Raw genomic sequence first — 22,492 nt, 5'->3', positions numbered from 1 at the left:
GTATCCAGTCTCCTAATTGACACATCGTTGTTGGAACCTAGCAGGTTGTTACAAGTCTTTGAAACACCATGAGAAAGGGAATTGCGATTAGCCAGAGAACTTCAGGTAGGGTCGAGATTTGTATCCAGCTCAGAGGGGATCAGGCATTGAATCCGGCAGACACCATCGCGCTCTCATACTATGGTCATCGATAGCGAGTGGGCCACTGAGCAGCCGCTGCTGATCACGGCGCCCTGCCGCCATCAACAGGCTGCTAACCGTCCGACCTTCGCCTGTCCCACAGTTGCGGCGGTGGACCGCCTGGACGGGCGAGTTAGTACTCGCGTCGACGCCCGCTTCCACAAATGCGCTGGTCCGTTGGCACTATTTGGACCGGCACTGGAGGCTGATCGGGCTCCTCATCGGCGATGGCGCGCCAGGCCGCGCCGTCGAGATCGTCATATTGGCCGCTCTTCAGCGACCACAGAAAGCCAAGCAGACCGAGGAAGCCGAGTGAAAGGGCGAGCGGAACCAGATAGATCAGCACTTCCATCAGAGGGCCTCGCCTCTTCGCGCCCGCAGCGCGTTAAGCATGACCAGCACCGACGAGCATGACATTGCCGCGGCGGCAATCAGCGGCGTCACCAAGCCGGCGATCGCAACGGGCACAGCCAGGACGTTGTAGACGACAGCAAGACAGAGATTCTGCCGCATCAGCCGCAGCGCCCCGCGCGAGGCAATGACCGCCTTTATCACGGGCCCAAGATGCGCACCGAGGAAGATCGCATCAGCGACCGCCTGGCTCATATGGGTAGCGGTGACAGGCGACATCGAGGCATGGGCTGCTGCGAGCGCGGGCGCGTCGTTCAAGCCATCGCCGACCATCAACACCTTGTATCCCCTGCTCGTCAGATCTTCGACCCGGGCGACCTTGTCCGTCGGCGAGACGTTGGCCCGCCACTTGTGAATGCCAAGCGTCTCGGCCGCCCGCCGAACAGCCGGCTCGCGATCCCCGGAAACGATCTCCACCATGATGCCAAGGCGTGCGAGGCTTGTGACGACCTCGACCGCGTCCGGCCGCATCCTTTGCCTGATGGCAAAGACATGCCTCGCCTCGCCGTGGCTGAACGCGACGACGGAGGCCTCGGGATCATGGCACAGGATCTCGTCAGCGAGGCTGTCAGCGCCGCAGAACAAGGGGCGGCCCAGCCGGATCGGCGCGCCCTCATAGTAACCGCGGACGCCCCGTCCCGGCTCCTCTTCGATATCGGCCAACGGCTCGTTTGCGCCGGCAGCACGCGCCAGGGCGGCGGCGACCGGATGGCGGCTCGACAGCGCCAGCCGGCCCGCCAATTTGACGACATCCTCGGGAATGCCAGCGAGATTGGCGACATCGAGTTCAGGCAGCGTCAGCGTCCCGGTTTTGTCGAAGATCACCCGATCCACCTCGGCGATACGCTCGATTGCATCCCCGGCATTGAGCAGCACGCCGGAACGGAACAGTGCGCCGGCGGCCACCGTCTGCACCGCGGGGATAGCCAGACCCAGCGCGCAGGGGCAGGTGATGATCAAGACTGCGATCGCCGTGACCACCGAATTATGAAAGGTGGCGCCAGAGGCAAGCCAACCCAGCATGGTCAGGAAGGCCGTGATGTGAACGATCGGCGCATAGAGTCGCGACGCGCGTTCGGCGAGGCGCAGATAGCGCGAGCGCGCTTGCAGGGCATGATCGAGCAGCCTGGAAATCTCAGCAAGCAGTGTGCCGTCCGAGGTCGCCGCTGCACGGACGCGCAGGGTGCCGGACCGTACCAATGTGCCGGCGAACACCGCGCTGCCGGGCGTCGCGATCGCCGGCAAAGTCTCGCCGGTAATAAGGCTTTGATCGATCTCGGAGCTTCCCTCGATCACGTTGCCGTCGACTGTACAGCATTCGCCGGGGCGCACCAGCACGATGTCCCCCGGCTTGATCGCCGCCACCGGAACGGTTCTGATCTCGGTCGGGCTAATGAACTTCGCCGCAGTCTCCGCCTTGAGTGCTGCAAGGTTGCTGGCGAAGGCGCGGGTGCGTCGCCTCATGTTCTGGTCAAGATAGCGACCTGCGAGCAGAAAGGCGATCAACATGATCGCCGCATCGAAATAGGCGTGCTCGGCATGAGCGATGGTCTCGATCAGCGATGTCGCCAGGGCGAGCAGAATGCCGATGCTGATCGGAACGTCCATATTGGTTCCGCGCGCCCGCAGCACGGCAAAAGCGGAAGAGAAGAATGGTTGCGCACAATAAGCCGCGGCCGGCAGGACGATCAGCGCGGAGAGCCAATGAAAGAAGTCGCGCTGTTCCGGCAGCATATCCGAGACATTTCCGGACCATACCGGGATCGACAGCATCATCACGTTCATCGCGGCAAAGGCGGCGACGCCCAGCCGCCGCAGCAATTCCTGCGCTCTCTCCGCCTCCAGCGTCTCCGCATTGTCCCGCTGGAACGGATATGCCCTATAGCCTAATTCGGCGAGCCGCTTGACAAATAGAGCTGGATCGAGGGCTCCGGCCTTCCATTCGAGCGCCAGCCGATTATCGGTGAGGTTCACGCGTGCCGAGGTCACATCCGGAATGCTCGACAGATTGCGCTCGATCTTGCCCATGCAGCCCACGCAACTGATCCCCTCCACCGCAAGGTCAAGCTGGAGACGGCCCGCGCCTGTCCTCTTCAGAAAGTGAGAAAAGTCGATGTCGGACTGCATGTGCACACGCTCTCAATTTCAGGACGATGCGGTTCTTCGACAGAAACATGCGGCGGTCGTCATCGTCGCCCTCGATCACGAGATCCCACTGTCCGACAGCGACGCCCGAGGCGCTGCCGCGGTAGATCCCAGCATTGGCCTGCGAGACATCAATCGCCCGATCGGCCCGGCGGTCGACCGGGCGCTCGAGGCGGGCCACGAAATTCATTCCGGCGAGAGGCGCACCTAGGCGGTCGCGCGCCTCGATCGCAAGCTCAGCTTCACCATCCGACTGCCGGTGGATGTATACCTGCACCTGCCAGTTTCGCTCGTTCTGCTGCCGTGCCGCGATGATCTCGCGCTGATAGGCGAGGCTCGCACGATAGGCGCTGTCAACCTCCGTCCCCGGCAGCGTAACGATGGCAAAGCGCATCATGACCAGATTGGCGCCGATCACGACCGAAAAGAACGCAAGGATCGCGATCAGGACGAAGCGCCCGGTAATGGGCCACGTGACTTGATTTGATGCGGTCATGGTCACATCCCGTCAGTGATCGTCAGGGGAGAACAAAATGATCCGATGCGGAGGCGACCTCGCCGAGGCCAAGGTCGGTGACCCGAAACCTCACCGGCATCGAGCGTTCCGCCATGCCGTCAACCGGCGCCGTCAACAGCACACGCAGTTCTGTCGTCGTATCGCGAGCCAGGACGATCATCGGCCGATCCACGGTCACCGAATCGGCGCCGACGACGTGGACGGACGTCTTGGGCGGCCCATCGATGTCGATCGCGATTACCCGATCGAAGTCGCGCCTGTTGAGCAAACGCACGGTATAGGCGTTGCGAACCGATCCATCGCTGAGTCTGACAGCCATGGGATTACGATCATGCAGAACGCTGAGATCGAGCATCGTTCTCGACAACAACTCATAAACCATCACCGCGCAGATGATCGTGATCAAAAAGGCATAAACGAGCGTGCGCGGGCGCACCGGCTTGAACAGCTCCGGCTTGCCGTCCATCCGCCGGCGGATATTGATGTCGTTGTCGTAACCGATCAGGCCGCTTTTGCGCCCGATCTTCTTCATGACGGCATCGCAGGCATCGATGCACAGCCCGCACTGGATGCAGCCCAGCTGGGCGCCATTTCGTATATCGATCCCGGTCGGACAGACCGCCGCGCATTGATTACAATCGATGCAGTCTCCGACCCTTTCGCCGCGTGCGCGCAGATCGAATGATTTCTTCAATGAGCAGCGCTGCTCGCCGCGGTCGTATTTGTAGGCGACATTGAGGGCCCATTCGTCGGTGAGCGCGGCCTGGATGCGCGGCCACGGGCACATATAAACGCAAACCTGCTCGCGCATGTAGCCAGCCAGCAGATATGTCAAAGCGGTCAGGATCCCAATCCAGATATAGGCGGTTGCGGGCGCTTGGAACGTTGCCAGATCGTGCACCAAGGTCGGCGCGTCGGCGAAGTAGAGCACCCAGGCGCCGCCGGTCCACCAGGCAATCATCAACCAGATTGCGTGCTTCAGCACGCGCTTTGCCGCGCGCCCTGCTGTCATCGGGCGCGCGGCGGCCTTCAGCCGCTCGCGACGGTCGCCCTCGACCCAGCGCTCGACCGCATAGAACAGGTCGGTCCAGACCGTCTGCGGGCACAGATAACCGCACCAAATCCGCCCGCCCAGTGCGTTCATCAGGAACAGCACGATGGCAGCAAGCACGAGCAAACCGGTGAAGTAATAGAGCTCTTGGGGCCACAGTTCGATGAAGAAGAAGTAGAACCGCCGGTTTGGAAAATCGAGCAACACCGCCTGGTCGGGAGCGCCGAGGCCGCGATGCCAACGCACGAAGGGCAGCAGATAGTAGATCCCCAGACACACGACCATCAGCCGCCATTTGATCGTGCGGAAAGTACCGCGGACGCTCTGCGGATAGACCTTCCTATGGGCTGTATAGAGGGGTCCATCCTCGTCACTCACTGGCTCATCGAGCGAAACGGTCTTGTTTACGGTGGGCTTCATGACCGACCTGACATCGGGCGCGGATGGCTCGCGTTGATCCTGGGTCACCGGCGCGCAGGTTTTGCGGCGCATCTCGCCTATTGTCCGCCGCCGAGCGAATGGACATAGACGGCAAGTGCCCTGACTGTGATGGGATCGAGCCGCCCGCTCCAAGCCGGCATGATGCCGGCGCGGCCATAGCTGATGGTCTCGACCAGCGTGTCCTCGTCCGAGCCGTACAGCCAAATCCGGTCAGTCAGATTCGGTGCGCCGAGCGCCTGATTGCCTTTGGCGTTCTCGCCATGACAGACCGCGCAATTCTCGGCAAAGATCTTGGTGCCGGCCGCAGCATCGAACTTGGCTGCCGTGGTCAGGCCTGACAGCGATCGCACGTAGTTTGCTACGGTGACAATCTCGGTTTTCGTGAGAATGCCGTCGCGGCCAAAGGCCAGCATTTGTCCCTCATGCGCCTGGGCATGCCCGGAACGTGCGCCGAACTGGATGGTCTGCAGGATCTGGTCGAGCGATCCGCCCCACAACCAGTCATCGTCATTGAGATTCGGATACCCCTTGGCACCCGCGCCACCGCTCCCGTGGCATGGCGCGCAATTGTCCGCGAACACCGTCTTGCCGCGCGCGCGAGCCAATCCCAGCAGGGCCGGATCCTTCTCGATCTCGGTAAGAGACGCTTTGCCCAGCACGGCCATCTTCTCGCCGCGCAGCTCCTCAAGACTTGCGAGGTCGTTGACGACGCTGGCGCGGGTCGAATAATCAAACACGCCTGTCGTGTAGCTTGAGAGGAGCGGCCATGCCGGATAAACGACCCAGTAGCCTATCGCCCAAAGGATTGTGGCGTAGAAGCTCAGAATCCACCAGCGTGGCAGCGGCGTGTTGAGTTCCTTTATACCATCCCATTCGTGCCCCGTCGTGGAGCGGCCGGAGATGTGATCGATGTCGTTGTGCTCGGTCATGATCTGTCAGTCCCGGCGCAGCGGCATGCGCGCCGCAGAATCAAAACGCCTCTTGTTGCGAGGCCACAGCGCGTAAACGACGATGGCTATGAAGATGCCGACGAACAGCGGCGTCCAGAGCGTCACAACGAAGCTCGATGCCAGATTCTCGATGGAAATAACCGCTTTCATCAGAGGATCCTTCAGCGCAGATTGGCTTTTTCGTCGTAGAGCTTGAAATCGATCAACGTGCCGAGCATCTGCAGGTAGGCGACGAGCGCATCGAGTTCAGTCGGATTGCCGGCCCTGCCGTCGAAATTGCGCACAGCGGCCTTCGGGTAACGCTTCTGGAACGATTCGACGTTCGCGCTGTCAGGATCGAGTTGCGTCTTCATGTCGGCGACAGCGTTCTTGATCTGGTCCTCGCTATAGGGGACGCCGATCGCCCGATTGGTGCGCAGATGTGCGACCATGTCGGTCAGGTCGACCTCGGTGTTCGCCAGCGACGGATAGCCCGGCATCACCGATTGCGGCACGATCGCGCGCGGATTGGTCAAATGCGTGACGTGCCATTCATCGGAATATTTCCCGCCAATACGTGCGAGGTCCGGGCCAGTCCGCTTCGAGCCCCATTGAAACGGATGGTCATACATGCTCTCAGCGGCCAGCGAGTAATGCCCGTAGCGCTCGACCTCGTCGCGTAACGGCCTGATCATCTGCGAGTGACAGACATAGCATCCCTCGCGTACGTAGATGTTGCGGCCGGCAAGCTCGAGCGGCGTATACGGCCGCACGCCGTCCACCGCCTCGATCGTGCTCTTGAGGTAGAACAACGGCGTGATCTCGACCAGGCCACCGATCGCTATCACGGCAAGGATGCCAGCGATTAAGATGATCGAGTTCTTCTCAAAGATCTTGTGTCGGTTCCAGAGCGACATGCGATGACCTATTCCGCGACCTGGAGCGCTCGAGCGTCCTGGATTTGATCAGCTTCCCGCGCATTCACCGTCATCCAGAGATTGGCGGCCATGATCAGCGCGCCGATCAGGAACAGTGCGCCACCCGCGGCACGGATGATGTAGAAGGGATGCATGGCCTCGACCGACTCGATGAACGAGTACTCGAGGAAACCGAGCGAAGTATAGGCGCGCCACATCAGCCCCTGCAGGATGCCGGACACCCACATCGCGGAGATGTAGAGCACGATCCCGATCGTGGCGATCCAGAAGTGCCAGTTGACGAGCTTGAGGCTATACAGCTGTCGATTCCAAAGCCAGGGAATCAGACAATACAGCGCGCCGAATGATACGAAGCCAACCCAGCCCAGTGCGCCCGAATGCACATGGCCGACCGTCCAGTCCGTGTAATGGCTAAGCGAGTTGACGACCTTGATTGCCATGGTGGGACCTTCAAATGTCGCCATGCCGTAAAAGGCAACCGAGACCACGAGCATACGAAGTACCGGGTCGGTGCGGAGCTTGTCCCAGGCGCCCGAGAGCGTCATCATGCCGTTGATCATGCCGCCCCATGAGGGCATCCACAGCATGATCGAGAACGTCATGCCCAGCGTCTGCGTCCAGTCCGGCAGGGCGGTGTAGTGCAGATGGTGCGGTCCGGCCCAGATGTAGAGGAAGATTAGCGCCCAGAAATGGATGATTGAGAGACGGTAAGAATAGACCGGCCGTTCGGCTCTTTTCGGAATGAAGTAGTACATGATCGCCAGGAAGCCGGCGGTCAGGAAGAAGCCGACCGCGTTATGGCCGTACCACCACTGAAACATGGCATCCTGCACGCCGCCCCAGGCAATGTAGGATTTCGAACCGAACACCGATACCGGCAATGCGGGATTGTTGCCAAGGTGGAGCACCGCAATGGTGACGATAAAGGCGAGATAGAACCAGTTGGCGACGAAGATATGCGGCTCCTTCCGCTTCAACAGTGTCGCCACGAACACAATGAGATAAGTGATCCAGACAATGGTGAGCCAGAGATCGGCGTACCACTCCGGCTCGGCATATTCCTTCGACTGGGTGACACCGAACAGATAGCCAGTGCCTGCGATCAGAATGAAGAAATTATAGCCAACGACCACAAACCATGGCGCCAGATCGCCAGCCAAGCGGGTGCGGCAGGTCTTTTGCACGACGTAGAACGAGGTCGCGATGAGCACGTTTCCGCCGAACGCAAAGATCACAGCCGATGTGTGCAAGGGCCGGAGCCGACCGAAGCTCGCCCAGGGCAAATCAAAATTCAGTGCAGGCCAGGCAAGTTGCGAGGCGATCAGCAGACCGATGGAAAAGCCTGCAATGCCCCAGAACATCGCCAGCACCGAGGCGAATTTGATCGGACCGAGATTGTAGTTCGGTCGGCCATTGATCTGCGCCGGCGGTAATTGCGCCGGCCGTTCGTAGTAGCGATTGAGGATGACGCCCGTTGCGGTCAGACTGGCGGCGGAAGCCAGCAATGCGTGGAAGGTAAACGCAGAATCGTGCCCCATCGCTCCGGCGAAAAAGAAGACGTAGGCAGAAACTGCAAATACCGACATCAGGCCTGCTTCACCCATCGTCGTGGATTTCGAGGCAAAGGATGGGCTTGTCATGGCTTGGCCTTCTTTGAAAGCGGGATGCTTGGGGAATTATTTCCGGCGAGCTAAGCGATTGGGTTCATCAATCGCAAAAGCGCTGCGGGAGGCCGTCGTCGACCTCACGACCGAGCGCGCGCAGGGTTTGTTCGTTGGGGCAGTCTTTCAGCGGATTTCGATAGTTCCCTGTTTGGAGGTTGGCGACGCAACGGGCTTTGGCCTGACATAGGCCGCATACTCGCTGCAGATCGCGCAGTACGTCGCCATGGCGGGCGGCAAGCGCATGCTCGGAAAAACCGGCAAGTGCGAGGCGCTTGCTCAAGAGTTCGGGAGAGCCCGGACTTTGTGCCAGGGTTCGAAAAGCGGATGTAGACAGATTAAGCTCGCGCGCGATCGCATCGATGTCCTGCGGGCTCAAGCAAGCCAGCTCGGACGTCCGAGACAGGCTCGCTCGCAATCGGCTGAGCAAATTCCTAAACCGCCAAGGACTACCGATATGTGCAGGTTGGCTGACCATGTGTCATGTCCCTCGAAGCAGCCATAGCTGCTGGAGGCAGGTTTGTTTTTGACCTGCATCAAATGTAAGAGCAAATCGTTCGATCCGGATCGCTCTACCCCGGGGCGCCTGCGAGACTGCGCCGAGGCCCATTTCGTGTTGCGGGCAACAGCCCGCCTGCCGCATTAGCGACAGCATCGCGAGCTCCTTCGAATCGACTCGGCGCGATGTTTTAAAAGATCGCGCTTGAACTCGCGGATTGACCATCGCCATGAAATTCGCAAGGACCTGCGCTAGCCGAACTCAGGCTAGCCGCCCCATGCCGGGGGCAACGCAGGCGGGGTTCGAAGCTCCATCGCATCCGCGAAAATGGTCCAATCGCGGACACCTTTTTGCTTGCAAAAGTCGCTCTCCGCTTGCTGTGCAGCAGCACTCAGCGATGCGGCATCGACCTTGAACGCTGCCTGACAGGCACGATGCTCGTGGCCGGTATCGTCACAGACGGTCTTAATGAAGCGAACGTTAAATGAAGGCATGACTACCCTCTTGCGGTGGGTTTGCTTATCCGTGCCTATTCTGCCATTAGCGCGCGGAGAGTATTTGATTTGTCTCAAGCAGCATCCAAAGTAATCGGTCACTTACCGTGACAGAGACTGTTCTGACGCGTGCTGGCGGCCCGGCATGTCGTTAGCCAGACCTGCGTCCCCGTGATCGTGAGCAAATGGGGCGAACCGCCCCTATCTCGCGCCTGACGACCCACCCTGCCGCCGCAATGGCAAAGCCGATGACCAAGCTCGCCGCAGCCAAGGTTTCGATAAGGCCAAGGTTCAGGGCTTCCGCGCCAAAGCCTATGGCTGCGATCAGCGCCGGCAAGACCACCGACAATGCGAGGCGAGCAATCACTAAGGGTCTCCTTTGCGCCTCTCGCATCATTGATGACACGTGTGTCATGGTCCGATGCGCGTCCAGTGCGCTTCAACATTCGCATGATTGCATCGCCTCTATTTTGATTTCCATCAATCCGGCCGTTCCAGGGCTTGTCGGGATCAAGGCGCGAGGCGAGCAAATCATCTGAACGGGAACATGTTTGGCCCCTGTCCTGCTCGCGGCAGCCATACGCCGTCGGTCGTTCTAGACGCGCATCGCTTTTTTTGACCTGGATCAATACTTCAGCGGCGGCCGAGCGATAGAAACGATCTCCAGTCAAGGTCAGACATATGGCTCACAGAAAGACTTGGCGCCCCATCATCTTTTCGTGCTCAAATACGGGCGACCGTGTTCAAGCACTGCTGCCGAACGACGCAGTCGAGCCAAGCGCCAACGACCTGCACCCGGTAACCTGCATCGCCTGCGATGGTGTCCACGTCATCGACCCGCGGACCGGCCCGACGCGCGGGGCCGAGCGCAGCTAGCCGATCCGTCCCACGACCGACGCCGTAGCAAGGAGATGTCCCACCAACAAAGGATGTTCGATATGACAGGCCACGGCGAAACTCGCTCGGCGAGGGGCTCAATTGTGGGCCGCGGTCCAGTCCAGTTTCTGCAAACACCCGATCATGACCAACCGGGGAAGGCTTGAGCAGGTTCGAATCAGTTCGACCGAAGGTGGCAAGGTGCTTCGTAGCATCAATCCCGATATTTGGATCGGCAAGAGGGCCATGACCCAGCACGATGGGTTCGACGATGCCTCCGCCGACAGACCCGAGGCGGCGACTGCTGCGATCGAACCGCGCGCCGCCTGCGCAATATTGGGCTGAACCAGGTCGCGGGGCGGACAAGCGATGTGGTTCGTACTGTCTGAAAGGTTACTTGAATTTGTCAGTCGGCGGCGATGAACACCGTCCAGGATCTAATGGCAACGTGACGTGGGAGCGGATCGAGACGGCGCCCTTCGATCGCGACCTTGAGATTGGCGTGATCGAGGGTAATACCATTCATCGGCTGGTCTTCCCTTGCCGCCGCATCTTTGGCGGCTGGATCAAGGCGAAGACCGGAGAACACGTCGCTGTGCAGCCCACGCACTGGCGCATTTGGTTCAAATAGCGATGGCTATCCTGCAACAATATAACGGCGCGAATTGACGCGCATCTGCCTCCGGTGGCCCTCCCGCGGCCAAACGATGTAGGATCGATCTCATAAGAGGGTCTGCCGGCAAATATGTCCGACCACATCTGGTATCGCTATGGTACTGCCGCGGCAGCCGCCGCGCTCGCCCTCGTGCTCCGCGCGGCGCTCAATCCGTATCTCGATGACCGCTCATTTACGATCATCTACCTTCCGGCGATCGTTTTTGCCGCTTTCGCCGGCGGCCGCGGACCAGCGAGCTTCGCGACCCTGCTCTGCCTCGTCATCAGCGCGGCATTTCTTGGGAAAAGCCTCATCACCGTTTCCGCAAACATGATCGATATTGCCGCATTTGCGGTACTAGGTCCCATGCTTGGCTTCATGGGCGACCGGCTGCGGCAGGAATCGGAGCAGGCGCGGTATCGGCAAGCTCATCTGCAGTCGATCCTGGACACCGTACCGGAAGCCATGATCGTCATTGACGAGAAGGGTATCATTCGCTCGTTCAGCGCCGCGGCAGTGCGTTTATTTGGCTGGTTGCCGGACGAAGTGGTTGGAAAGACTGTATCCAAGTTGATGCCGCAGCCCTACCGGGCCGAGCATGACCGCTACATTGAACGTTATCTGACCACCGGCGAGCGGCGCATCATTGGCATCGGTCGCATCGTGGTGGGCGAGCGGAGCGACGGCTCGACCTTTCCGATGGAGCTTGCCGTCGGCGAGGCCAAAGTGCGCGGCGAACGCTTCTTCACCGGCTTTATCCGAGACTTAACCGAACGGCGGGCGCAGGAACGGCGGCTGCAGGAGCTGCAGTCCGAACTCGTCCATGTGTCGCGGCTAACAGCCATGGGTGAGATGGCATCGTCTATTGCCCATGAAATCAACCAGCCGCTCTCCGCCATCACAAACTATATGCGCGGCGCAAAGGCTCTGCTGGCGTCAGACAAGCCGAACGCCAATCGCATTGGTGATGCACTCGAACACGCCGTCCAACAGGCTCTGCGCGCCGGCGATATCATCAAGCGCTTGCGGGAGTTCGTTGCCAAAGGCGAGACGCAGCATTCTGTGGAAAATCCGCTCACGCTACTTGAAGAGGCTGTAGCGCTGGCCCTGCTCGGCGCCAAGGAGCAAGGCGTGCGGGTGACAATGCGCAGCGACCGCGATCTGCCGTCAATGATCGTAGATAAGATCCAGATCCAGCAAGTCGCTCTGAACCTGATACGCAACGCGATCGAGGCGATGGCTTCCTGTCCGCGCCGCGAATTGACCGTCGGAGTCAGCAAGGTCGATGGTCTCGCCAGGTTTACCGTTGCTGATACGGGTTCCGGTATCAGCCCTGATGTCGCCGACCGCCTGTTCCAACCCTTTGTCACGACGAAGGAACACGGCATGGGTGTTGGACTATCAATCTGCCGGACAATCGTGGAATCCCATGGCGGCCACATCGTGGCGGAAGCAAATCCGGGTGGCGGCACGATCTTTCAGTTCACGCTGCCATTTGCGGACGTCGGTGAAGAAGCATGACCGGGCGGCGCATTCTTGTGATCGACGATGAAGCCGCGATGCGGGATTCGCTGGCGTTTCTGCTTGATATTAGTGGTTTCTGGGTAGCAACCTACGAGACCGCGACCGAGTTTCTCAATGACATTGCAAGCGGTCCGATCGACTGCGTTGTATCAGACATCCGCATGCCAGGAATGAGCGGCCTCGAACTGGTCCGCAAGCTGAAGGCCGATCGCCTCGACTGTCCGGTCGTCCTGATAACCGGTCATGGTGATGTATCACTCGCAGTTGAAGCGATGAAAGCGGGTGCGGTCGATTTCATCGAGAAGCCGTTCGAGGATGAGGTGCTGTTGCGTGCCATCAACGCTGCTTTGGAAGCGCGGCCAACGAAGCCAGACGATGACGCAGCGAAACTGCAGGCAGAAGGGCGCCTTGCCGACCTCTCGTCGCGCGAACGTGACGTCCTGCAGGGACTATTAGCCGGCAAGATCAACAAGGTAATCGCCCATGATCTTGGCATCAGCCCCCGGACGGTCGAGGTTTATCGCGCCAACCTGATGGCCAAGACCAATGTACGCAGCATGTCTGAGTTGATGCGGATTGCCATCGCCGCAGGATTCTAGCAGGGGCGCGAGCGGCACGGTCCAGGCGACGAACAAGGGCTCGAAAGATCTTGGAGAATTCGTCCAGGAATGATCCTCAATCGCGAGCATGGCGCGCCTTAAAAACGCATTGTCCAGCGGAGCCTTGAGCATAGGCCACAGACCGGCAATGGAGAAAATCAAGACGAGCCCAGCGAACGATGCACCCGCACGTCGCGCTGCGCCCGCTCTCCGTCTGCGACAATGTCCTCTCATGTTGCTGATTGATCCCCCGGCAGCCGTTGGAGAGGCTTGAGCATTGGCGTATTCGGCTTGACCGCGGACTAACCAGCCGCACATCATCTTCCGTACTGGCGATCCTCTCAGTGTACCTGTTGTCGATGAGGGTGAATGTCGAGCAGGCAACGGGGAGAATCGACGGCATCCGCGATCTCGGGCCGCCCCCTAATCTGTGCAGCAAAAATCGCTGTGCACGAATCGTGCAGGATTCGCAGTTGACATGAGCGATGCAACACATGCCATGCTGCTTCTACTTGGCATCGGACTCTGCGCGAACTGTCCGTGGCCGGTTTGATCCTGCCTAACTAAATCGGCGAGCGTATGAAGCAGATCAATTGTCCGGCCCAGATTTGTGCTCCGATCGGCAGCAATCCTTTCACGCCCGGAGAACGGCAATGTTCGGGAACATATTGGTCCATCTTCCCACGGAGCTCCCGGTGCGGGCCGCGGTGAACGGTTCGATTTCCTTCGCACTGAGCACGGGCGCGCATCTTGACGTTGTGGCCATCGGTTATGAGAGGACCATTATTCCGCTCGCCGCACTCAGCGGGGTGGCCGTCACTTCGGTCTTTGAAATCGAGCAGGCGCGTGCGTTGGAGAGAGCCGAAGCGGCACTCCGTGTCTTTGATCTGCGGGCAAGGAGCTCCGGCATATCCTATGCGAGCCGCGCGCTCAGTGCGGTTCCAGCGGAGGCGCGTCGAAGCATCTGCGCCAGCGCGCGAGTGCACGACATGACTATCGTCACGCAGCCCCAGAGCGGCTACGAGAGCTATGACAACGTTATCCCCAAGGACGTCCTGCTCCAGGCCGGCAAGCCAGTTCTGTATCTGCCAAGCGTCATCCACGGCTCTTTTTCGGCCAGACGAATTGGGATTTGCTGGGACGGCAGCCGCCTTGCGGCCCGCGCGTTGCACGACGCGATGCCGCTGCTGCGCGAAGCGGACGCGCTGACCATCATCGCGATGACTGATGCGCACAAGGTCCCGGCGGAGAGCTCCGCCGACCATTTGGGACGGTATCTTGAAAGGTCGGGCCTTCCTGCAAAGATCGTGTCGCTCCCAGCACCCCAGTCGGTACACCGCGCCCTCCTGTCGCTTGTGGCGGACGAAAGCCTCGACCTGCTGGTGATGGGCGGATACGTCCGCTCTCGGCTGCAGGAAAGGCTGCTCGGTGGCATTTCGGGAAATCTGCTTCGTGCAAACGTCATTCCGGTTTTGATGTCGCACTGAAGGCAAGAAATATAGATGCGATATGCCGCCAGATGCGCCCCGGACCCAGTCGATGGGCGCGGGGCAAGGCACCAGCCGCCCGCCGATCTGGAGAACAGGAGCGCCGTTTGTCCCGGCTTTCGCGGGCCCGCCGTCGCTCCATCGACGAGGCGGGGCGAAACCGCTGAACATGCGCCGCGGTTTTCGAACGTTGCACGTAGGCTGCCGGTCTAGAGGAGCGGGACAATCTGGTCACCGCCCACCCGAGGATGCCCGAGCTCAACTTCAAGCCGAACGGCCAAGTCAGAATGCAGCTTCCTCATTCAAACGCGGCTGGTCGGCTTTGAGCCGCATTCGAGATACCGAAAGGCTGCGTCGCCCCCATCGAGAATTCTTCTCACGGCATACGTATAAATACTTAGTGGGTTCTACTTAGGGGAAACATCGAAATTTTCCAGTTCATCAGAAGCGGCCAATCTCCGCTCCATTGACGTTTCGAAGATCGAGTCCGCCATGTACGCTCAGGCCACAAGTATTCACGAGATCAGCCATCATCCGAGCAGCGTCTTGTGCAGGCAATCTCGTACCTATGGACCGTTTGGTATGGTTGCGACCCCGATGCGGTTCGCTCGCAATAGCGAGATCTACGGCGAGGACGAAGCAGCCGAACACCTATACCAGGTGGTATCGGGTGCTGTACGAACCTACAAGATTATGGAAGATGGGCGTCGTCAGATTGGTGCGTTTTATCTGCCCGGTGACATCTTCGGCTTTGAGGCCGGAGACAGCCATATCGCTTCGGCGGAGACGGTCTGTGAGACGCACCTTTTGATGGTGAAGCGCAGCGCCCTCATCGTTCGCGCCAGCCAAGATTGCGAGCTCACAAGGCAGCTCTGGGACGCGATGGCGCTTGAGCTCCGCCGCTTTCAGGAGCATCTGATGCTTTTGATCAGCAGCGCTGAACAGCGGGTCGTGGCATTTCTGCTCGATATGTCTCGTCGTACTACGAAGAACGCTGCGATCGAGCTGCCGATGTCACGGCAGGATGTTGCCGACTATCTTGGCTTGACGATCGAAACGGTCTCGCGCACCCTCACTCAACTCGAGCAGAATGGCGTGATTGCCTTGCCGACCTTGCGCCGAATCGAGTTACGTAACGACAAACTGCCGAGCCACGTTGCACAGAACTTGGGCTAAGCTCAAGAAGCGCTGTGAAATGCGCGGACTTCCTTGCACCGATCAGCGCCGACGGATCGCAGCACGTGAACGACACCCGAACATCGGCTTGGGCGATCGCGCACAGATGGCAGGATCGCTCGCTTACATTGTTCCGCCCTGGAGCACCGCAATGATCATCGATTTTTTGCTTCGAGAGCATCGCAATATTGACCTACTTCTGGTCGCCCTCCAACGTGAATTGGAGATCTTTGAGCATGGGGCCCGTCCTGACTATGAGGTCATTCGCGCGATTATCAGCTACTTCGAGGTTTACCCGGAGGTGTACCATCATCCTCAGGAAGATTTGATTTTCTCCAAGCTTAGAACTCGCGATCCGGATGCGGCTGCAATCGTCGGCGATCTCGCGCATGAACACCAGGAAGTCATCGACCGCCTGCACCATTTTGCTCAAGCTATCGATGCTATCCTCGCGGATCGTGAAATCCTTCGACAAGACGTCGGTAACATCGTACGCGACTTTATATTGCGGGAGCGGCACCACATGATGTGGGAAGAGCGAGATTTCTTCCCCGCCGCCGTCAAGGCTCTATCGGCTGAGGATTGGACGGAAATCGCTTCCGCCCGCACTGATCATGGGGATCTGCTGTTCAGCGAGACGGCGGAAGCGACTTCCGATGCACTAAGAGCGCATATTCTACAATTAGAGCAAGAAGCTGAAGCCGAACGGAGTTCGGTGGCGTTTTCGTCCGCAATGGCCGGCAAGCCGCCAGATGGCGCCAAAGCCGATGGACCGTAATTGATCACTGACTCTGCACGCCGGGCCGTGCAGGTCATGCTCATCTCATTGAAATGAAGGTGACAGTCCTTCTGGCGCGTACGCCGCGCGCGGCCAGCGCGACATCCGCGCCCGATGATCACTTGCAGCCGGTCCCTTCGCAAACAGCACGGCCGGGGTCCGGCTGGTCCCGTGACGTGAACGTCGCGGGGCAATTGGCAATACCGCTCGACCAGCGCCCCAGTGATATTACGTAATATGAGTGCCCCTTACGTCCACCGACCGACCGCGATCGATCGTTGCGGCACTGCTGGACCTCTTCTTGCCCGGAAGAGGGCAGGACCTTCATCGCGATCCAAAGTGCGATGCGTACGTTGCCGGCATGCCCTACCAATCTTGGCTTTAGGGCCGCTATCGCCATCAACAACGCGGATATTTTGAGCCAGCGCAAAGCCTATCCGCCGCGTGTCCGGTAATCGGTTGGCCAGGGAAGAAAGGCACTCTGAATGCGACCGGACTTGGCACAAGCCTACGGGCAGCAACGGCTGCCGCGCTACACCAGCTATCCGACGGCCCCCCATTTCTCAGCTTCGATTTGCGAATCCGACTATCAAATGTGGCTCAAGTCGTTGGGCGCGCAGCAATCCGCATCGATCTACGTGCACGTGCCGTTTTGTCGACGCACGTGCTGGTATTGTGGCTGCCACACTTCTGTCACGAAGCGCCAGGAGCCGATCTCGTTCTATGCAGCGGGACTGCGGACCGAAGCTTACCTCGTTGCAGAAACCCTTGGCCGACGGCAACCGATCACTCATATCCACTTCGGGGGCGGCACCCCGACGATCATGACACCTGAAACGTTCGCTGATCTGGTCGGTTCGTTGCGCCATTCATTCGCGGTCCTGCCTGATGCCGAGATCGCCGTAGAGATCGATCCACGCATGTTGAGCGAGCCGATGGCCGAGGCTCTTGGCTATTGCGGGGTCAACCGGGCGAGCCTTGGTGTCCAGAGCTTCGATCCAGTTGTTCAGCAGGGCATCAACCGTCTGCAGAGCTTCGGACAGACCGCGACCTCGGTCGATCGGTTGCGCCGTGCCGGCGTCGAACGTATCAATTTCGACCTGCTCTATGGCCTGCCCCGGCAGACGGTCGCTTCGTGCCTGGATACCGTCGCCAGATGCCTCGAGCTTCATCCGGACCGGTTTTCGGCCTTTGGCTACGCGCATATTCCTTCCTTCAAGAAGCATCAACGTCTGATCGATGCGTCCACCCTGCCCGACAGCATTGCGCGCCACGTCCAATCCGAAACGATCACGGAAGCTTTGGTTGATGCGGGATATGTCCGCGTCGGAATCGATCACTTCGCCCTACCGGACGACAATCTCGCCCTGGCGAGCCAGGAAGGCAGGTTGAGGCGCAATTTCCAGGGCTACACTGACGATAGCGCGGACACCTTGATTGGTCTGGGCGCCAGCGCCATCGGCCGTATGCAACAGGGCTTTGTCGCGAACGCCGTCCCGACGAAGGACTACCTCGCTCGCATCAGCGAGGATCGGCTGGCCATCGCAAAGGGCTATTTACTGACTGACGACGATCGCTTCCACGCCGAGATTATCGAACGAATCATGTGCGATTTGACAGTCGATCTTTCCGAGACATCCCGTCGTTACGGCCGGGATCCAAGCTTGGCCGTCGTTGATCGTTCTCGCCTCGACGGCCTTATCGCCGATGGCGTCGTGGTGATGGATGATAGCCGGCTTTCGATAGCCGGTGGCGCAGAGTTCCTGGCCCGGAGCGTCGCATCGATCTTCGACGCTCACCTTACTCGGAGCGGGGCTACACATAGTCTGGCGGTCTAAACCAGACGAAGCCGAACCGAGCCGTTTCAGATCCGAGTTCGACATCACCAAACCGGTTTATGCTCTGGATCGCGAGCAGTCGCGGCGATCAAGAGCACGCTGATCGGCATCCCGTTCGCCGGCTCTTCGTCGAGCCGCACAAGATTTCCAACAGAGGTTGGTATAAAAACTTGACTAGACCAATGACTAGCTGAAGCGGGATCAATAGCAAGCCGCAGATTGCATTGGTCACCACGATAAGATCCTTGCTGTGCGCGTTATCGTATGGTCCCGTTGATCGAGCCCATCGTTTCCGGCAGAAAAGCGTACCAACGTGCGCTTGGTGCCCGTCCATGATCGCCCGGCACGACCGCCCCACATTTCTCGGCCCTGCAGAGCGTTGCGAAACTACTCATAAGTGACAAACCTTGGTGTAGATTTCAAATCTAGGCTATATCGGCCGCATACCAGGGCATGATTGAGCTACGCTGAGCTTGCGCCTTAACTGGGGTCAGATTTCGGCGGATGTCCCCGCCGTAATCGAACCATCGGCGCCCTCCTTCCGCCGATGGAAGTCAGCACGTTGCCTAGCAGCGTCGCTCCTCCCGGACACACTTCCGCCCGGCCGCTAAAGGCGGCCGGGCCTTTTTCTGCTCACCAATGCCTCCCACAATTATCGAGCCCGCAAATCGTTGACAGGCGACCGGCCTTCTCGACGAAAGACCAGACCAGGTCAACGGTCGGCTGGAGTGGATGCAGCGCGTAGTTCGCGGGCGGCGGAGACCATGTTCACCAGCGCCGGGCGAACCTCCTCCCATTTGCGCGTCTTCAGACCGCAATCCGGATTGATCCAAAGTTGCGAATCCTGCAGCCGCTTTCGAGCCAAAGCCACGAGCTCTTTCATCTCGCTCGACTCGGGCACGCGCGGAGAATGGATATCGTACACACCCGGCCCGATTTGATTTGGATATTTGTAGTTCCGAAACGCGTCGAGCAGCTCCATTTTCGACCGCGAAGTCTCGATCGAGATGACATCCGCGTCCATTGCAGCAATCGCATCGATGATGTCGTTGAATTCCGAGTAGCACATGTGGGTATGGATCTGGGTTTGATCGGCGACGCCCGATGAGCAGATGCGGAAGCAATCCCCGGCCCACTCGAGATAAGCCGTCCACTCCGATCGGCGCGGCGGCAATCCTTCGCGCAGCGCAGCCTCGTCGATCTGGATCATGGCTGCACCAGCATTTTCGAGATCGCCGACTTCGTCTCGGATCGCGAGCGCAATTTGACGACAGACCTCGGCTCGGGGAATATCATCGCGAACAAACGACCAGTTCAAGATCGTCACTGGTCCGGTCAACATCGCCTTCATCGGCTTCTTGGTTAGCGATTGCGCGTACCGCCACCACCCCACGGTGATCGGCTTCGGCCGTGAGACATCGCCAAACAAGATCGGCGGCCGGACACAGCGCGAGCCATAGGATTGTACCCAGCCATTTTTGGTAAATGCGAAGCCGGCGAGTTGTTCGCCGAAGTACTGCACCATGTCATTGCGCTCAAACTCGCCGTGCACAAGCACGTCGAGGCCAATGTCCTCCTGCCAACGTACGGCACGCGCAGTCTCTTCCTTGAGGAACTCGTCGTATTGTCCGTCGTTCATCGTGCCTCGCGCGTGCGCTGCGCGGGCATTACGAACCTCTGCAGTCTGCGGAAACGATCCGATCGTCGTTGTCGGAAACGCCGGTAGTTTGAAGCGCTTGCGCTGGATCTCGGCACGGCTGGCAAATGGACTGGCGCGCCGGCGCGTGGCCTGGTTGATCGCTCTCATCCGGATGGCGACATCGGCATCTCGGATCTTTGGCGAAGTCCCACGATCGGTGGTGACGCGCTCCGACTGCGCAAGAGCGCCAGCAACATCCTGATCGCCTGCAAGAGCGCGCGCCAAGGTCGCAAGCTCGCGAATCTTCTGAACGGAGAATGCTAGCCAACCCTTGATGTCTGAAGCGAGCTCCGTCTCGAGTTCAACATCGACCGGCACGTGAAGCAGCGAACAGGATGGAGCGATTTGTATGCGATCTTTGCCCAGCTTCGCGATAGCGGGATCGAGCCGTTGGCGCAGTGCCGACAAATTCGTCCGCCACACATTGCGGCCGTCTATCGCGCCGAGTGACACGACGAGATCACTTCGCTTGGCGGTAATGATCTGGTCCAATAACGCTGGCGCCCGAACCAGGTCGACGTGCAGCCCGGCGACAGGTAGGCGCAAGGCGGTGGGAAGATTGTCGCCGAGGCCACCGAAATAGCTGGCGACCATGATCTTGATGGCCGGCCCTTCCTTGGCGAGCCGGTCATAGGCATGTAGCAAGGATTGTCTTGATTCCTCATCCAGATCAAGAACCAAGCAGGGCTCGTCGAACTGAACCCAATTTGCCCCGCGTTTGGCCAATTCCTGCAGAACCTCGATATAGACCTGTATCAGGTCATCCAGGAGTGACAGTGGCTGGAACGCAGGATCAGCACTCTTGCCTAGCTTTAGGAATGTGACCGGGCCGATCAGGACAGGGCGAGTCTGAAAGCCAAGGGCCTTGGCTTCCTCATACTCGTCGATAGGCTTGCGAGAGGACAGCCTGAAAGTCTGTCCGCGATGAAATTCCGGGACCATGTAATGGTAGTTGGTGTCGAACCACTTGGTCATCTCCTGCGCGGGTGCGCCATCGCCGCGAGATCCGTGGCCGCAACTCGCACCCCGGCCGTCGTATTGTGAACCGCGTGCCATGGCGAAATACGTCTTGAGGGAAACGGGCTCGGCTTTCGAGGCGTAGACTTCCGGGATGGCGCCGACCATGACACTGGTGTCGAGCACCTGATCGTACAACGAGAAGTCGTTCGACGGAATCACGGTGACACCGAGGGACTTCTGGCGCGCCCAGTTCGCGGCACGTAGGCCGGCTGCGTCCTCAAGCAACTGCTGTTCACTAATTCTTCCGGCCCAATAGCCTTCGAGTGCGACTTTGAGCTCGCGTCTTGGACCGATGCGCGGCGTTCCGAGCGTGGCAACCGGAAGGGAGAGAAGAGACATAGCGCTAACCCCATGTTGGGGGCAAAGGCCATGGCGGACGCAGGCAGGAGAAGTCGCCCGAGCGACGGCTGCTTGGCGCACCACCGGGACACCCCGCCCGTGGATGAATATTTTGTCGGGGCAGGTCTCCTGGCTCGCGGGTCATTGCCGCCGTCCGGCCTTCCCGAAGCCGCGCGGGCTTCAGTGACTTTGTTGGACAGTGGCTCACCGCTCACAGTTGCGGGGGCAGCGCCGGCATTGGCACCGGCTTCCCTCTTAGCTCCGGATCAAACGGAAACCGGAGAACCTCGACGACTTGGATTATCGGCAAGAGAACTCGGCCGTCAACCTCTCAAATTGGTGCTGCGACCTCTCTTACGCGAATGCTCCTCCGAGGCCACGCTTGATCGCGACGTAGAAGCCATCTCCAGTCATAGGATATCGGAATGACCATCTCGGAGACGCATTGGCGTCGGGCGGCGGGTCAGATCTGTGCACGAGACGAATGCGCCCAGCACGAAGAAGCTCACGGCGCCGCGCAAGACGCTTGTCATGCGGCCCGGCTTTTGAACGATTCATCGAGCACGCTTCGATGCGCCCTCCCTTCTCCATTAATAACCATGGATCAGTGGCGAATACGCGCAAGAGGTATTCGCTTAATCCAGCAGCGTGCTCAGCGGACGTGTCGATGTGCGACCAGCCAATCCTGGTAGGCGTCACGCCGACGTTTTGGTGATACTGGCCAAAGCAAGCATATTGAATCACCACAACCAAAAGAGACCCTCGCAATGAAAATGGCTGTTTGGAGCGCCCTCGGCGTCTTTGCTGCTGCCGTCTTTACTGTCGGTCTGTTCGGCTGGATGGCAAGGCCTTTTATGAGCCGCCCCGTCAGACAGATGCTCTCGGAAGTGTTGAGTAGTTCGAGCCGAAGCTAGCAAGACCTGAGGCTTCCCTCTTGCCGGTCGACACGGCTGCGTGGAAGCGCAGCTCCTTGAATGTTGACTGCAATGACGAGCAGGTAGACGACGGCCCCTAACGTTGCGCGAGCGGAGAATGCCACGTCTCGTCCCCTGCTTGATCCGTGAAGTTCCTTAACATCGATTCCAAATCGCCCGCCGCTGAAGGGCGGCTCCGCGTTGGTGTAGGCCGCAAAGTGCCAAGCACAACAGGCTGGGGCGCCCTCGACATTCGTAGTAGCGGCAACGCCCCCGGATCACACGGATCGATGGCGGCATACCTGCTCCCAATTGTCGTCA

The 22,492-nt window shown here is 59.5% G+C and carries 19 protein-coding genes, 1 pseudogene and 1 riboswitch; of the genes and pseudogenes, 9 read left to right on the top strand and 11 right to left on the bottom strand.

Going from position 1 to position 22,492, the window contains the following annotated elements; all coding sequences use genetic code 11:
* Positions 1–313 precede the first annotated feature (313 nt).
* The 10 genes and pseudogenes from ccoS to ACVWYP_RS15595 form a co-directional block, all read right to left on the bottom strand.
* A complete protein-coding gene (gene ccoS, locus ACVWYP_RS15640; protein ID WP_018270241.1) occupies positions 314–532 on the bottom strand; it encodes a cbb3-type cytochrome oxidase assembly protein CcoS in 219 nt (72 codons plus the stop codon).
* Entirely contained in the window at positions 532–2,718 is a 2,187-nt protein-coding gene (locus tag ACVWYP_RS15635; protein ID WP_016841956.1) for a heavy metal translocating P-type ATPase, read from the bottom strand. The genes ccoS and ACVWYP_RS15635 overlap by 1 nt, the downstream gene beginning before the upstream one ends.
* A gap of 19 nt (positions 2,719–2,737) precedes the next feature.
* Positions 2,738–3,232, bottom strand: a pseudogene (locus tag ACVWYP_RS15630) (FixH family protein); the annotation flags it as partial.
* A 22-nt stretch (positions 3,233–3,254) separates the two neighbouring features.
* Entirely contained in the window at positions 3,255–4,724 is a 1,470-nt protein-coding gene (gene ccoG / locus ACVWYP_RS15625; protein WP_026192394.1) for a cytochrome c oxidase accessory protein CcoG, read from the bottom strand.
* A 77-nt stretch (positions 4,725–4,801) separates the two neighbouring features.
* Entirely contained in the window at positions 4,802–5,674 is an 873-nt protein-coding gene (ccoP, locus tag ACVWYP_RS15620; RefSeq protein ID WP_018270238.1) for a cytochrome-c oxidase, cbb3-type subunit III, read from the bottom strand.
* 6 nt (positions 5,675–5,680) lie between these two features.
* Positions 5,681–5,845 carry a cbb3-type cytochrome c oxidase subunit 3 gene (locus ACVWYP_RS15615; RefSeq protein WP_016841961.1) on the bottom strand — a complete coding sequence of 55 codons (165 nt, stop codon included), beginning with the start codon at positions 5,843–5,845 and terminating at the stop codon, positions 5,681–5,683.
* A gap of 11 nt (positions 5,846–5,856) precedes the next feature.
* Complete coding sequence (ccoO, locus tag ACVWYP_RS15610) at positions 5,857–6,591, bottom strand: cytochrome-c oxidase, cbb3-type subunit II (protein WP_018270237.1); 735 nt, start codon at positions 6,589–6,591, stop codon at positions 5,857–5,859.
* Between the two features lie 8 nt (positions 6,592–6,599).
* Positions 6,600–8,252: a cytochrome-c oxidase, cbb3-type subunit I gene (ccoN, locus tag ACVWYP_RS15605; RefSeq protein ID WP_026192393.1), complete on the bottom strand. Its 1,653-nt coding sequence runs from the start codon at positions 8,250–8,252 to the stop codon at positions 6,600–6,602.
* A 67-nt stretch (positions 8,253–8,319) separates the two neighbouring features.
* Entirely contained in the window at positions 8,320–8,652 is a 333-nt protein-coding gene (locus ACVWYP_RS15600) for a hypothetical protein (protein WP_125459132.1), read from the bottom strand.
* Positions 8,653–9,038: 386 nt separating this feature from the next.
* Positions 9,039–9,266 carry a hypothetical protein gene (locus ACVWYP_RS15595; protein WP_075968369.1) on the bottom strand — a complete coding sequence of 76 codons (228 nt, stop codon included), beginning with the start codon at positions 9,264–9,266 and terminating at the stop codon, positions 9,039–9,041.
* Positions 9,267–9,514: 248 nt separating this feature from the next.
* On the opposite strand from ACVWYP_RS15595, the gene ACVWYP_RS15590 reads away from it, so the two are divergent.
* The 9 genes from ACVWYP_RS15590 to hemN all read left to right on the top strand — a co-directional run bounded on the left by ACVWYP_RS15590 (position 9,515) and on the right by hemN (position 18,199).
* Entirely contained in the window at positions 9,515–9,805 is a 291-nt protein-coding gene (locus ACVWYP_RS15590) for a hypothetical protein (RefSeq protein WP_125459131.1), read from the top strand.
* 481 nt (positions 9,806–10,286) lie between these two features.
* Entirely contained in the window at positions 10,287–10,487 is a 201-nt protein-coding gene (locus ACVWYP_RS15585) for a hypothetical protein (protein WP_018270235.1), read from the top strand.
* A gap of 52 nt (positions 10,488–10,539) precedes the next feature.
* Positions 10,540–10,773 (top strand): hypothetical protein, encoded by a 234-nt coding sequence (locus tag ACVWYP_RS15580; RefSeq protein ID WP_311990172.1) that lies wholly within the window; start codon positions 10,540–10,542, stop codon positions 10,771–10,773.
* Positions 10,774–10,887: 114 nt separating this feature from the next.
* On the top strand, positions 10,888–12,318 hold the full coding sequence (locus ACVWYP_RS15575; RefSeq protein WP_016841968.1) for a PAS domain S-box protein: 1,431 nt from the start codon (positions 10,888–10,890) through the stop codon (positions 12,316–12,318).
* Positions 12,315–12,920: a response regulator FixJ gene (fixJ, locus tag ACVWYP_RS15570; protein ID WP_016841969.1), complete on the top strand. Its 606-nt coding sequence runs from the start codon at positions 12,315–12,317 to the stop codon at positions 12,918–12,920. The genes ACVWYP_RS15575 and fixJ overlap by 4 nt, the downstream gene beginning before the upstream one ends.
* Positions 12,921–13,573: 653 nt before the next feature.
* Entirely contained in the window at positions 13,574–14,407 is an 834-nt protein-coding gene (locus tag ACVWYP_RS15565) for a universal stress protein (protein ID WP_016841970.1), read from the top strand.
* A gap of 492 nt (positions 14,408–14,899) precedes the next feature.
* Positions 14,900–15,583 carry a helix-turn-helix domain-containing protein gene (locus tag ACVWYP_RS15560; RefSeq protein ID WP_233475709.1) on the top strand — a complete coding sequence of 228 codons (684 nt, stop codon included), beginning with the start codon at positions 14,900–14,902 and terminating at the stop codon, positions 15,581–15,583.
* A 151-nt stretch (positions 15,584–15,734) separates the two neighbouring features.
* Positions 15,735–16,361 carry a hemerythrin domain-containing protein gene (locus tag ACVWYP_RS15555; RefSeq protein ID WP_035632897.1) on the top strand — a complete coding sequence of 209 codons (627 nt, stop codon included), beginning with the start codon at positions 15,735–15,737 and terminating at the stop codon, positions 16,359–16,361.
* Positions 16,362–16,846: 485 nt separating this feature from the next.
* Positions 16,847–18,199 carry an oxygen-independent coproporphyrinogen III oxidase gene (gene hemN / locus ACVWYP_RS15550; RefSeq protein WP_026192392.1) on the top strand — a complete coding sequence of 451 codons (1,353 nt, stop codon included), beginning with the start codon at positions 16,847–16,849 and terminating at the stop codon, positions 18,197–18,199.
* A gap of 712 nt (positions 18,200–18,911) precedes the next feature.
* Here hemN and metE read toward each other — a convergent pair.
* The gene (gene metE, locus ACVWYP_RS15545; RefSeq protein WP_018270234.1) at positions 18,912–21,257 is read right to left on the bottom strand and encodes a 5-methyltetrahydropteroyltriglutamate--homocysteine S-methyltransferase; all 2,346 of its coding nucleotides are present in this window, start codon (positions 21,255–21,257) and stop codon (positions 18,912–18,914) included.
* Positions 21,258–21,359: 102 nt separating this feature from the next.
* A riboswitch (cobalamin riboswitch) is annotated at positions 21,360–21,562 on the bottom strand.
* Positions 21,563–22,492: the final 930 nt, after the last annotated feature.

The sequence above is a fragment of the Bradyrhizobium sp. USDA 3262 genome, assembly GCF_054060035.1.
The sequence above is the reverse complement of the archived record's forward strand: the minus strand, read 5'-3'. Positions and strand labels throughout refer to the sequence as shown.

Bases quoted from the DNA above. Each gene is read 5' to 3' on its own strand.
- ACVWYP_RS15575 (WP_016841968.1), top strand. From the start codon at position 10,888: ATGTCCGACCACATCTGGTATCGCTATGGTACTGCCGCGGCAGCCGCC.
- ACVWYP_RS15590 (WP_125459131.1), top strand. From the start codon at position 9,515: ATGACCAAGCTCGCCGCAGCCAAGGTTTCGATAAGGCCAAGGTTCAGG.
- ACVWYP_RS15635 (WP_016841956.1), bottom strand. From the start codon at position 2,718: ATGCAGTCCGACATCGACTTTTCTCACTTTCTGAAGAGGACAGGCGCG.
- hemN (WP_026192392.1), top strand. From the start codon at position 16,847: ATGCGACCGGACTTGGCACAAGCCTACGGGCAGCAACGGCTGCCGCGC.
- ACVWYP_RS15615 (WP_016841961.1), bottom strand. From the start codon at position 5,845: ATGAAAGCGGTTATTTCCATCGAGAATCTGGCATCGAGCTTCGTTGTG.
- ccoP (WP_018270238.1), bottom strand. From the start codon at position 5,674: ATGACCGAGCACAACGACATCGATCACATCTCCGGCCGCTCCACGACG.
- ACVWYP_RS15565 (WP_016841970.1), top strand. From the start codon at position 13,574: ATGTTCGGGAACATATTGGTCCATCTTCCCACGGAGCTCCCGGTGCGG.
- ccoS (WP_018270241.1), bottom strand. From the start codon at position 532: ATGGAAGTGCTGATCTATCTGGTTCCGCTCGCCCTTTCACTCGGCTTC.
- ACVWYP_RS15585 (WP_018270235.1), top strand. From the start codon at position 10,287: ATGACCAACCGGGGAAGGCTTGAGCAGGTTCGAATCAGTTCGACCGAA.
- ACVWYP_RS15595 (WP_075968369.1), bottom strand. From the start codon at position 9,266: ATGCCTTCATTTAACGTTCGCTTCATTAAGACCGTCTGTGACGATACC.
- ccoG (WP_026192394.1), bottom strand. From the start codon at position 4,724: ATGAAGCCCACCGTAAACAAGACCGTTTCGCTCGATGAGCCAGTGAGT.
- ccoN (WP_026192393.1), bottom strand. From the start codon at position 8,252: ATGACAAGCCCATCCTTTGCCTCGAAATCCACGACGATGGGTGAAGCA.
- metE (WP_018270234.1), bottom strand. From the start codon at position 21,257: ATGTCTCTTCTCTCCCTTCCGGTTGCCACGCTCGGAACGCCGCGCATC.
- ACVWYP_RS15555 (WP_035632897.1), top strand. From the start codon at position 15,735: ATGATCATCGATTTTTTGCTTCGAGAGCATCGCAATATTGACCTACTT.
- ACVWYP_RS15560 (WP_233475709.1), top strand. From the start codon at position 14,900: ATGTACGCTCAGGCCACAAGTATTCACGAGATCAGCCATCATCCGAGC.
- ccoO (WP_018270237.1), bottom strand. From the start codon at position 6,591: ATGTCGCTCTGGAACCGACACAAGATCTTTGAGAAGAACTCGATCATC.
- fixJ (WP_016841969.1), top strand. From the start codon at position 12,315: ATGACCGGGCGGCGCATTCTTGTGATCGACGATGAAGCCGCGATGCGG.